The following is a 12,524-nucleotide window of genomic DNA, read 5'->3' on the forward strand; positions in this document are numbered from 1 at the left end:
TAAGCAATCATATGAAATTGAAATTACGTTTTGGAGTATTTTTAAGCGCTCTTTTTTGTTTTGGTAACCTATATGCTCAGGAAGTAGATGTGGAAAAGCGACTCTCTATGTTGGGAATTCAGTTGGGACAACAGCTCAAGCCAATTGCCAATTATGTCCCAGCGGTGACGGTGGGCAATATGGTATACCTTTCCGGACATGGTCCTGCCAAACCGGAAGGAGATAATGTAGTAGGCAGATTAGGAGACGATCTCACGTTGGAAGAAGGAAAGTTCGCCGCAAGGTTGACAGGGATTGCCTTGTTGTCTTCATTGAAAGCTGAAATAGGGGACCTAAATAAGGTCAAACGTATCGTTAAGGTATTGGGCATGGTCAATGCAGAGCCGAACTTCACGCAGCATCCGATGGTCATCAATGGCTTTTCAGATCTTATGGTAGAGGTTTTTGGAGAATCGGGTAAACATGCGCGTTCGGCCGTAGGCGTAGCGTCGCTTCCCAATAACATCGCTGTAGAAATTGAAATGATCGTGGAATTGAAGGAATAAAAAAAGAGGCCGTCTCATTATTTTTGAGACGGCCTGCTTTATGTCAAAATGAAGTCCTCCTATTGAGGATTTTGTGTTACAATACCATTGGTATTGTTGATTTCATCCTGCGGAATCTGAAATTGCCAACGGGAATCGCCTGCTGGTACAGATAACACTTGTGCATAAGAGGGATTATGGTTGCCTCCGGTACGGTCAAGAGGTAAGTTGTTGCGCTTCAAATCGTAAAAGCGGAATCCTTCGCCCCAAAATTCAACTCGCCGCTGAATCCATATCTCTTCCGTTAGAGCCTGACCGGTATTGCTGGTTCCTTCGTACTCTAAGTCCCTCGCCACGGCAAATTCATTCAAGATACTTGCTGCTCCTACGTTGTCTCCACTCCTAGCTAAAGCTTCTGCTTCAATAAGGTACATTTCGGAGGCACGCATATAAGGTACATCTCCAATACTCAAAGCCTCATCTGCCACCCTAAACTTTCTGCTACCATATTTTGCCCGTAAGCCATTATCTGGTATCGGAAACTCTTCTACGTTCTCTCCAGTAGGATCCCATAGTCCCTTGCGGACGTCAGAGTCGCTTATCTGGTCATATAAACTAGTGAAAATAGACTTTGGATTTACCCGAATGGCAGTGGAATTGTAATTACAGGACATATAGGCAAAGAAAGAGTAGAAATAATTGGTTTGGTCGGACTGTATCCGCGAAGCCCACATCCATTCGGAATTATCATAATTATTGAATCCGCCCAATACGTCATCTTGGCTCATCAAGGAAAAGCCAGTTCTTGCCTCTCTGGCGTATTGAGCTGCGGATGCCCAATTTTCTTGTACTAAAGCAACGCGTGCTTTTATCCCTTTGGCAATGCGGGCATCGAGATGCGATTTATTGGCGCGATTATATCCGTCTAATGCCGCGACGGCTGCGTCCAAATCCGTATTGATCTGGCTATATACTTCTGCCACGGTATTGCGCGGATGTGGTTCTGTAGAGGGCTCTAACACCAGGGGAACTCCCAAATTACTGTTGTCCCCGCCAGCCTCATATCGCTTTCCAAATAATTGCACCATCTGGAAATAGGACCAAGCCCGGTAGGCCAACGCCTGTCCTTTAATGATTCTTTTGTCTGCTTCTGGTCCGGTAGCGGCATCAACATTCGCGATGATCATATTGGCATTGGAAATGATCATGTAATAAAAACCGTAATTATAGGTGTTGCTATATCGAGTTGCATCGGTATGTCCAGTCCATTGGTATTCCCTGGTTAGCCAAGAATTGGAAATACTATTGGCAACTTCGTCTTCTCCCACAATATCCATATATAGCATATTGCCACTTTGGCCACCTTGCGATTGTCGCCCAAAAATTTGGGAATACATCAATCGATGGATCCCGTTTAAGGCTGACCATGCATTTTCGGTTGTACTAAATGCATCGGCGGTAGATACCTGATTGGTAGGTACAGCATCGAGGTAATCCTTGCTGCAAGCGCCTAATGCGAAGGCTATCACACCAAGACATATTACCTTTACTTTAAAAAATATCTTTTTCATCTAGAATATGCGTTAAGTTTTTCAATTATCATTTAGAAGTTTACATTTAAACCTAAAGAAACAATACGGTTAAAATTGTAATTATTTCCTACAGAGCCATCAAATGACCCCATGGAATTCATCCCTTTGCGCTTGGTAAATGAGGCCAAATTTTCGGCGTTGAAGAATATACTAGCGTTTTGTGCCTTGATTCTCCCAAGCCAGAGTTTAGGTAGGCGATAGCTTAAAGAGACCATATTCAACTGCAGGTACGAAGCACTGGTTAAGAACCTGGTGCTTGCACTTGTGAAATCTGTAATCCTTCCATTGTCCAGACGAGGCACGTCTGTAACATCACCTGGGTTCTGCCAGCGATTCAGTGCGTCTACGCTCAATGCTGTGCCGTAGGTACCACCGTGCATCAGTCCTGCATACCCGCTATCGTACACTTTTCCTCCTAACACAAATGTGAACTGTACGCCAAGGGAGAAGTTTTTGTAACTGAAATTGTGATTCATAGAACCAAATAAGTCAGGAATGGAATTTTCTCCCACGTAACGGAGATTTGCTTCTGTATATGATGTGGTCACCGTATCCTGACCGATAATACGTGCATTCGTCAATGAAGCATCGTTTGTTAGATACAAAGCTTCCCCTGTTTGTGGATCTACTCCGTAAAATTCCCGCATATAGAAATCATAAAGAGAATGACCTACGCTATAGGCTTTGTTTCCACTTTGTATTAGTTCTTGCCCAACGGGCATTTTTGTGATTTTATTGGTGTATGTGGTCAAATTTAAAGTGGCGGAATAATTGAAATCGCTAGATCGTACAATATTTCCTGTGAGAGATAATTCAACACCTCTGTTGTACAGGCTGCCAATATTGGTAGGGACGTTGAAATAGTAAGGGCTTCCAGTGGCAGTTGCTCCGTTCGCAAACGCTATCGGCACGTTGAAAATCAAGCCATCGGTCGTACGGTTAAAGTATTCTGCAGAGCCACTTAAACGCCCCTTGAATAAACTAAAGTCAATTCCCACATCGAAGTTCTTGGCCGTTTCCCAAGTAAGTTCATCGTTAGCCAACGCATTTTGTGTAAATCCAGCTTCCCCTTGGTTGTTTCTTCCTAACAAATAGAGTGCTTGATTAGGATAGTATCCGAGCGTACTTCCGCCATCGTTACCTACTGTACCATACGCCGCTCGTAATTTCAATTGATCTATCCAAGATAAGTTGAGGAAACTTTCCTTGTCGATGTTGTAAGCACCGCCCACGGACCAGAAATTTGCCCAACGAACATTAGGTGAAAACTTCGAGTTGCCATCTCGCCGCAAACTGGCGCTGAGTACATACTTTCCGTCATAATCGTAATTTATTCTAGAAAGATAGCCTTCTACACGTACGTTATCCTCGAAGGAACTAACACCTAACACGGTAGCGAAGTTCACCAGTTCGCTATTCCCCCCAACTATTTGGCCGCTACGGCTGCCAGTGAAACTGTTATACTTGTAGCTGTAGTTTTCATGGCCTGCCAATACATTGAAGTTGTGCTTATTGAAGTTTTTCGTGTACTCTAGTATTTGATTTGCCGTAAAACTTGTAGTACGATAGAAGTTGGAATATGCTCTTCCGGTAGGCGCACCATCACCGATAGTGGGATTGTCAAAAGTCCTGTCATGCCGATCATACAAATCCAAACCTAGTTGGACTGTTGCCGTCAAACCGGGCAAAATATAAGCTGTTCCGTAAGTGCGGGCATTTAATTGTCCTATTCCTCTACCTTGCGTGTCGTTTAAGTTCTCAAAAATCGTATGTCTCCCAGGCGCAAAAGGTCGTCCATCACCAAAATCATATTGGGGATTTCCGTTTGCATCTAGCACGATGGCACCCGTTGCGTCATGTTGGTGAACCGGGTAAATTGGCCCCATAAAACGGGAAATATAAAAAGGATTTATAAATGAAGAGCCGCCGGAGTTGTCGAAACTCGAAGTAGAGTAAGTTCCTGCTAAATTTATGCCAGTTTTAAAGAAGTTAACCGGTTGCGTGTCTACGTTCAGACGGCCGGTATACCGCTTTAAATCGGAGTTTATCAGATAGCCCTTTTCATTGGTGTACCCTACTGATCCGAAGTAGTTGGATTTTCCGGAGCCCCCACCATAGCTTATATTGTAATTCTGTCTACTTTTACCTCCTTGCGTCGCCTGGTCAGCCCAGTCTAGATCATCGGGATACAGCAGCTGTGCATTTGGATTTAATAATCCATCTGCGCCTACAATTTCATTGTTGGCCACATTAAAAGGGTTGTAGCCTAACATGTTCCTGATAGAGCTGTTGTAAGCGGTACCGTTATACTCTGTGATAGTGCCCGCGGCAATACCACTCGCGATATCCAGCGGGATTTGCTGACTGCCATAATGCATCGTGTTGCGATATGCTTCCCACATTAGTGGGTAGTACTGATAGGCGTCTACGCGTTCGTACTCGGGTAGGCCTCTGCTCACCCATCCATAAGATGCCTGAGCACGCAAGGTATTGGTGCCCGCCTGTCCTTTTTTCGTCGTAATCATTAATACACCATTTCCTCCTCTTGACCCATACATCGCCGTGGTAGAGGCATCTTTCAATACCGAAATCGATTCGATGTCATCTGGGTTAATACTGGCAATGTTTCCGTCAAATACAATACCATCCACCACAGTTAATGCTGAATTGCTGCCATTAATGGAGCCAGTGCCCCTGATACGTACCGAGGCACCGTCTCCTGGCGCCCCGCCGGCAATACTGGACTGAACACCTGGTGCCGAACCAACTAGTGCATTCATTAAGTTGGTTATTGGTCGTTTTTCTATGTCAGCAGCTTTCACCTGAGCAGACGATCCTACGGCTAGCGCTTTATTCACCGTTCCATATGCCACTACCACAACCTCGTCCAGGGCATTTTCCTTGTCGTTCAATTGGATGGTGAATACACTTTGGCCCACTACAGGGACCTCTTTGGTTTCAAAGCCCAAAAAACTGACAATCAAAATAGCGTTTTCCGGAATGTTATTGAATGAAAAGTCACCGTTATTGTCGCTTTGTGTACGCAATGTTGTGCCCTTGATGGATACATTGGCATTGGCAATCGGCTGATTTCTGCTGTCTAAGATGCGGCCTTTAATGGGTTGCTGCAACAACTTGACTGTACGGTTCTTCTTGCTAACCACTATCGTGTTGTCTTCGATGGCGTAGCTAAGAGCCTTATCTTTTAATAGTTCATCCAAAACCTCTACAACGGTTTTTTCTTTCACGTGGATGTTTATGTTTCCTATGGAAGAAAGAAGTTTGCTGTCATAAAAAAAACGATAGCCGCTTTGCTCTGAAATGCTCTCCAAGATTTTAGAAAGTGAAGTGTTCTCTGCCGATATGGAAACAACTTGCGAGTAACTTTTAGCATTCACTTGCATACAAAGCATGAGGACGATAATAACTGCCAAGTTTAACCTCATGATGATTTTTTTTGCTATAGAACATGTAGCCCATTTGTTTGGGGTGGGGTAAAGCAAAAGATTCCCTGTTCTAGGGGTACTTTTTTTACCTAGATTAAAATTCATACTTTTGTTTGGTTTGATGTTGTTGAAAATCCTATTAAATATTCGTCGCTTTCTGATAGGGACGTGCTTAATCTACACATCAAATTTAAGGCTGTTCCGGGCGCCATCCGGAACGGCTTTTTTATGACGTGAGATAGAGAGGTTTTAGTTTTTCATATTTTCTCCTTTTTTATGTGTTTCATATTTTTATTTAATCCATTGGCATTGATTCTTTGACGTAAACCGTTCTATCCACTACGTTTATTTTGAGACCACTTAGTTCCAATATTTTCAATACTTCTATCAGGTCTGATTTTCTTTCAATCTGTCCTACATATGCATGTTCCATTATTGATCCTTCAAAAACGGTTTTGATGTTATACCATCTTTCCAATTGCCTCATGAGATTACGTAAAGACGTGTTTTCAAAATTGAAATAGCCCTTTTTCCATGATATGGCATTTTGGCTATCGTCTCTATGTATGGATATATGTTCCGAAAAATCATTTTTGACAACGGCTACTTGCCCAGGTTTCAGTATTTTTTGCTCTCCATTATACTGGCCTTTGGTTTTAGTGACCTTTACCGTGCCCTCAAGCAAAGTGGTCCTGCTGTTAGGCTCATCTGCATAGGCATAGATATTGAAATTTGTGCCATAAACCTCTATAGTCTGATTGGTAGTTTTAACTAAAAAAGGATGTGAAGGATCTTTTTTTACTTCAAAATAAGCTTCTCCAGTCAACTCTACCATGCGGGATTGGGATGAAAAATTGGACGGAATGCGCATGGTGGTTGAGGCATTGAGCCATATCTTGGTGCCATCAGGCAATACAATTTGAAATTGACCACCTACGGGAGTAACGATTTCATTATAATGGAAAGCGGAACCTTGAGCAGGGGATGATGCGGTTTCATAACTCACAAAGCCTTCTTCGCTCTTGACAACATGTATTTGATTGGTTACTTTTTCGATTTTTCCGGATTGTAGGATATCTAATTCAATGATGGATCCATTTGAGCTTTTTAATATAGCCTGTTCTCTTCCCGGAACAATGGTTTTGTCCATTTGGCTAATGTCAAGGCCGTCGCTAATAGTGGTAGACGATAGAGCTTCGTTGTTTTCAGGGATAAACTTGAAGAAAAATGAAATACCTATGAGTGATAGCAAGCATGCAGCTACGCCGGTCATTACAAGCAATTTCCTTTTTTTCTTTTGTCTATCTGAAATTGCACCTTTATTTAAAACAGTTGAGAAGCGATGAATGGCGTGTGTCAATTCTTCTTCGGAAGGTTGATAGTTTTCTTCGTTTAACATCTGTAGATGCCAACTTTCTACTAGCTTTCTTTCTTCAATGGAGCAAGTTCCGGCTAAGTAGCTTTTCCAAATACGTTCTATATCCTCTCGAGCGAATTTTTTCATTTGTCTATTGACTATCTGCCTAAAGTAGGTTGAAAATAGCCAAGGTAGTACGTGGAATTATATAAAAAATGAAAAAAATAACGAAAAAAAATGAAAATGGGATGTTAGGATGACGGGTATTGTTGATAATGGGAGTAAAAAAGAATGGTCTAGTTTGGTTTTTATTAATTTAAGGGCTTTGTTTATCTGTTTTTTTGCTGTTTTGTCAGAAATATTCATTGTCTCGGCTATTTCTTTTAGTGACAGTTTGTGCTTTCTGCTTAACTCGAAAACTTCTCTCATTCTAGGAGGCATATTTTCTATTGTACTTTCGACAATACGGTTAAGTTCTTTTTCTAATATATAGTCGTCCGTAAAATTGATTCCAGAATTAGCAAAGTCCAATATGGAATCTATATAGTCCTGCCTTACTTGCTTTTTGTCAATTTGGTTAAAGGAAGCAAAACGAATGGCTCCAAACAGGTAGGAAGACAAGGAACCGTTAATTTGTAGAGAAGCTCCTTTGCTCCATATAGAAAGCAACACTTCTTGTACAATGTCCTCGGCCTCAAGACCATCTTTTATGATTTTTTGCGCATATATATATAGACTGGGCCAGTATTGATTGTAAATATAGGAAAAGGCGTCTTCATCTCCTTTTTTAAGAAGTAATATTAACTCGTAATCATTTGTGTACTTGAACGGAGGCATGTTTGCTTTAAAAACAAAGTTAAGAGAAAATAATATAATAAATGAGACCGTGTTTAGATTTTAGACGCACAATACGTATTTCCAATTGAGTAGACAGACACCGTAAATGAGTTGATTTTAGCGTGGGAATAACCACTGCTTAAGATTCTCTAGGTCACGACCACTTATTTAAAAACAAATACGCTTCAGCCCTTAGCATCCCAAATATAATTTGTACCTTATGGGACTCTATTGATTGGTTTGTTCCGGATTTTTAATGCTTTCTCGTATAAGGGTTATGGCATGCTAAAACGTCATATCTCATCATGATTAAGGGAGAATAGTATAAATGAAGGAAATCAATCATATTTGCGATGCAGTATAAGGAAAGGGCCAAACGCTATGTTGGCAATTGTGTTTACCTATTGGGTTTTGCGCCTATCTATCTGCTAAGTCTGATGCCCTATGGGCTGCTGCATGCAACGGTGGGCAAATCCTGTTATTTCCTTGCCTACAGGCTCTTTAGGTATCGCTACAGCGTGGTGGTACAAAATCTTTCGCGTTCATTGCCAGACAAGCCTTATGCGGAAATCCGCCGTTTGGCGAAGGGATTTTACGCACATTTTGCCTGCTTGGCTGTGGAGATGATCAAATCCTTTTCCATAAGCCGAAAACGTATGCTGGACTTGGTGCAGATTGAAAACCCCGAACTGTTGCTCCATTACCATAAGCAAAACAGGCATATGGTTGCTTTGCTAGGGCACTATGGCAACTGGGAAAGTCTGAATGCCTTGCCCACCCTATTCCCGTTCCAAGTAAATGTGTTGTACAAGCCATTGAGCAATAAAATGATGGATAGAATGATGAGGTGGGTTAGAACGCGTTTTGGTGCAAATCTTATCCCTGCGCAAAGTGCATTGCGGTATTTGCTCAGGCACAAGGGTGAAGCACAGCTTAGCTTATTCATTGCCGATCAGTTTCCCGGTCAAGGTAGCGGCTGTCAGGTAGATTTCCTGCACCAGCGTACTACCATGTTTGATGGTCCCGAGAAGCTGTCAAGGGCAACCAATGCCGTCGTGCTTTATGTGGAGCTGAAAAAGAAAGAGGCAAATAACTGGCGGGTGCGCTTTTCGCTCATTACGGAAGACGCCGTTGCTTGCGACAAGGGGGAGATAACACGGCAATTCAGTAATAGACTTCAGCAAACGATTCGCGAAAACCCGGTCTATTGGCTGTGGTCGCACAAACGATGGAAGTGCTAATAAGGCGCTTTGGGATATGTTAAACCCGCATTCCGCAAGATTATGCGGTCTTTTGGAATGCGGGTTTGAAAGCAGCTAGTAAAATTATCCTAGCCTAAATATTAGGGATTCGTAGAAAAAATAGCGGCACTGGTCAGCATGGCCCGCTTGTTGAACTTCAGCACATCGACGATTAGCTGGGCAAAATCTTCTGGTTGCAGTACCTTTTCTGGGTTTCCGTCGGTGATTTTCAGTACTTTCAGCGTCATGTCGGTAGCGATGGTACTTGGCGTCAAAGTACACACGCGGATGTCCTTCTTGCGCATTTCCTGCATCATTGATTCAGAGAGCGCGATTAGTCCAGCTTTAGAAGCACTGTAGGCCGAGGTATTGGCACTGCCTCTCAGGCCAGCTGTAGAGGATATATTGATCACATCACCGCCTTTCCCTTGTGCTACCATACTTGGCAATATCGCCTTCGCGACATAGTAGGGCCCCAACAGGTTGGTTTGGATAATGTCTTCCCATGCATCGGCCTCCATGTCCAAAATAGAGCCGAATGCGGCAGTACCGGCATTATTTATCAAAATATCGAAAGGACCAAATGCGGCTATCAGTTTGCTCAATGCGTCATTGACCGAACTTTTGTCCGTTACATCAAAGATGGTATAGCTAGCCTTCACGCCTAGGGCTGTTATTTCCTTTACGGTAGCTTTCAAGCTGTCTTCATTGCGCCCGGTTATGGCAATGTCTACTCCTTCAGCGGCTAAGGCTAAGGCAGTTGCCTGACCTAATCCACGGCTTCCACCTGTTACCAAAGCTTTCTTTCCTTTTAGATTTTCCATGAGTTCTGTCTTTTACTAAATTATCGAGTGGCCGAAAATAATAAAAACAAAACAATTACCGACATTAGATGTCTAAAACATAAAAATCTCCAAATGAAATTGAACAAATGCCTATTGATGATCTTATTGGGAATAGGTCAATGCTTGTTTGCACAAGAAAAGGTGGAACGAGAATATGGCATTTCGAAGCGGGAGGTTCCAGAAAAGGCGCTGAAATTTATAGAAGAAAACTATGCTGGAAAAGGCGTGAGGTGGTACCGCGAGGAGAATCTGCAGGGATATAGCATAGAGGCCAAACTGAGATGGAAAGGGTTGTGGCACAGTGTGGAATTTGATACATCTGGGCACCTTCAGGATGTGGAAATAGAAATCAAATACAAGGAAATAGATGCCGATGTGCGGGAGGAGATGGAAGAGGAAATGGGAGACCTCTTTTCTTCCTACAAAATAGATAAGGTGCAGCGCCAATGGAGTGGCAGTGAAGCAATTGTTAGCCAGCTAATCCAGAAAGGCAAGGCAGACGATGGATATGAACAGCGCTATGAAATAGTGGTAAAAGGGAAAAAGGATGGAAGAACGAATTTGTATGAACTGCTGTTTAATGAAGAGGGAGTGATGCTGAAGAAAGCAAAAATTATAGACCGCGGCGTTAATCATCTTATTTTTTAGCTTAGACTTTTATGAGGGGGATATATATTGCACTTTCGCTCGTGTGTTTTTTCCAGATGGCATTGACTCAAGATCGCTACCAACTAGGTGTGATGGGTAGTGTCAATACCAAATTTCGCATGGGGCAAGACTATGAGCTGAACACGAAACTGGAAAGCAGGCATTTTATTTCCGACGGTCCAAAAGGAATATCTCAAGGCAATGGCTTTCAATATGAGCGGACGGATATGGAAATGATATTCAACAGATCACTTGGACCGGTGTCCAGCGTGGGGGCGGGATATCTTTTTAGATTGGTAGGGCATGACAAGGCCGTACACCGCGCCATTCAGCAATTTGCCATCGTGCAACGTCTTCGAGGTGCCAGATTGGCCCATCGCTTTCGTACCGATCAAACTTGGGAAGATGGTTCCTTTCGTTTTCGTTTCCGTTATCGCTGGAGCTTGGAAAAAGCCCTTCAGGGTTTGGAAATAGATCCCAAGGAATTTTATTTGAAGATCAACAACGAATGCTTGCCCACCTTTGAATCGAACAATTCCGATATAGAGATAAGGGCTTTGGCTTCTTTGGGCTATAACTTTTCTGACGATATGAAATTGGAAACGGGTTTGGACTACCGCGCCGAGCAGATTATTTCTCCCGATACCGAACACCAGTGCTGGCTGGCATTGGGATGGTATTATAGTTTTTAGCTTCTTTTTCTCTCTGTATAATTTTGATCAATAGTCTTTTGCCAGGATAATCGTTATTTTCTATAGTGGCATAGAGAATAACGATTTGATGGAACGGTGTTGTAATGACATTTTTGTTGGCGAAATAAAAACTGAACAATATGAGAAAAGAACTATTTGTTATTGCTGCCGCACTTTTACCTGTATTTTCCGAGGCGCAAAATTTAACTACCAATACTGGGGCGCTGGTAGGGGATAACCAAAACTCCAAGACGATTGGTCAAGACGGACAAGTGTTGTTGGAAGACATTCACTTGATAGAAAAACTAGCATCGTTTGATAGGGAGCGCATTCCGTAGCGCGTGGTACATGCTAGGGGCGCTGGTGCATATGGAGAGTTTGTGGCTGCCGCCGATTTTACAGATGTAACGAAAGCCAAATTTTTGAGCCAGGCGGGAAAAAAAACGCCTTTGTTCGTTCGTTTTTCAACGGTGGTGCATCCATCTGGCTCTCCGGAAACGTATCGCGACCCACGTGGATTTGCAACCAAATTCTATACGGAGGAAGGAAATTATGATTTGGTGGGAAATAACCTACCTGTATTCTTTATCCGGGATGCCATTAAATTTCCAGATATGGTGCATGCCTTCAAGATGTCGCCGGTTACTAATGATGTATCAGACCCGAATCGGGTGTTCGACTTTTTCTCCAATTTGCCTGAATCTACGCACATGCTTACTTGGCTGTTCTCTGACTACGGCATTCCTGCCAGTTACCGTGAAATGGATGGCAATGGTGTACATGCTTTCAAATGGGTAAATGAAAAGGGAGAAGTGACTTATGTAAAGTACAACTGGTCTACCAAACAAGGTGAACGCAACCTCACTCAGGAAGAAGCCGACGAGATTCAGTCCAAAAAGATTGAGCATGCTACCTTGGATTTATATAATGCTATCCAAGATGGTAACTATCCGCAATGGGATCTATACGTGCAAATGCTGAAAAAGGAGGATTTCGATCATTTGGATTTTAATCCTTTGGATCCTACTAAGATATGGCCGGAAGCTATAGCAAAGCCCGTATTGGTGGGCACGATGACCTTGAACAAGAATGCCGATAACTACTTTCAGGAAGTCGAGCAGTCGGCCTTCTCGCCTGGTACTTTGGTGTCTGGTATAGAGCCATCCGAAGATAAGCTGTTGCAAGGTCGTTTGTTTTCCTACTTTGACACACAAAGACATAGGATAGGGGGGAATTTCCAACAATTGCCTATCAATGCGCCAAAGGTACAGACAACTACTTACAACCAAGACGGTGCCATGTCTATCCGTAAACAAACTGGTGACGTGAACTATCAGCCCTC

9 protein-coding genes and 1 pseudogene are annotated in these 12,524 nt (G+C 42.8%); 5 read left to right on the plus strand and 5 right to left on the minus strand.

Translation table 11 applies throughout. The features are described 5' to 3' along the window. The first annotated feature begins 11 nt into the window (after positions 1-11). A complete protein-coding gene (locus A37S_RS0106330) occupies positions 12-545 on the plus strand; it encodes a RidA family protein (protein ID WP_028296263.1) in 534 nt (177 codons plus the stop codon). A gap of 59 nt (positions 546-604) precedes the next feature. On the opposite strand, the gene A37S_RS0106335 is transcribed toward A37S_RS0106330, so the two are convergent. The 4 genes from A37S_RS0106335 to A37S_RS23785 form a co-directional block, all read right to left on the minus strand. Continuing rightward, entirely contained in the window at positions 605-2,095 is a 1,491-nt protein-coding gene (locus tag A37S_RS0106335) for a RagB/SusD family nutrient uptake outer membrane protein (RefSeq protein WP_028296264.1), read from the minus strand. Positions 2,096-2,127: 32 nt separating this feature from the next. Beyond that, on the minus strand, positions 2,128-5,562 hold the full coding sequence (locus A37S_RS0106340) for a SusC/RagA family TonB-linked outer membrane protein (protein ID WP_169719449.1): 3,435 nt from the start codon (positions 5,560-5,562) through the stop codon (positions 2,128-2,130). Between the two features lie 295 nt (positions 5,563-5,857). Beyond that, the gene (locus A37S_RS23780) at positions 5,858-7,066 is read right to left on the minus strand and encodes a FecR family protein (protein ID WP_051292777.1); all 1,209 of its coding nucleotides are present in this window, start codon (positions 7,064-7,066) and stop codon (positions 5,858-5,860) included. A gap of 57 nt (positions 7,067-7,123) precedes the next feature. Beyond that, entirely contained in the window at positions 7,124-7,756 is a 633-nt protein-coding gene (locus A37S_RS23785) for an RNA polymerase sigma-70 factor (RefSeq protein ID WP_084163777.1), read from the minus strand. Positions 7,757-8,109: 353 nt separating this feature from the next. Here A37S_RS23785 and A37S_RS0106355 point away from each other — a divergent pair, with 353 nt between their 5' ends. After that, positions 8,110-8,997, plus strand: a complete 888-nt coding sequence (locus A37S_RS0106355; protein ID WP_036601558.1) for a lysophospholipid acyltransferase family protein — start codon at positions 8,110-8,112, stop codon at positions 8,995-8,997. 101 nt (positions 8,998-9,098) lie between these two features. On the opposite strand, the gene A37S_RS0106360 is transcribed toward A37S_RS0106355, so the two are convergent. After that, a complete protein-coding gene (locus A37S_RS0106360) occupies positions 9,099-9,821 on the minus strand; it encodes a 3-ketoacyl-ACP reductase (RefSeq protein ID WP_028296267.1) in 723 nt (240 codons plus the stop codon). Positions 9,822-9,914: 93 nt separating this feature from the next. Between A37S_RS0106360 and A37S_RS0106365 the strand changes: the two genes are divergently transcribed. The 3 genes and pseudogenes from A37S_RS0106365 to A37S_RS23795 all read left to right on the plus strand — a co-directional run. Next, on the plus strand, positions 9,915-10,490 hold the full coding sequence (locus tag A37S_RS0106365; protein ID WP_036601561.1) for a hypothetical protein: 576 nt from the start codon (positions 9,915-9,917) through the stop codon (positions 10,488-10,490). 11 nt (positions 10,491-10,501) lie between these two features. Next, on the plus strand, positions 10,502-11,182 hold the full coding sequence (locus A37S_RS26145; RefSeq protein ID WP_084163778.1) for a DUF2490 domain-containing protein: 681 nt from the start codon (positions 10,502-10,504) through the stop codon (positions 11,180-11,182). A gap of 140 nt (positions 11,183-11,322) precedes the next feature. Continuing rightward, positions 11,323-12,519: pseudogene (locus tag A37S_RS23795) on the plus strand (catalase); the annotation flags it as partial. Positions 12,520-12,524: the final 5 nt, after the last annotated feature.

This window comes from Olivibacter sitiensis DSM 17696 (genome assembly GCF_000427965.1).
Lineage (GTDB): Bacteria > Bacteroidota > Bacteroidia > Sphingobacteriales > Sphingobacteriaceae > Olivibacter > Olivibacter sitiensis.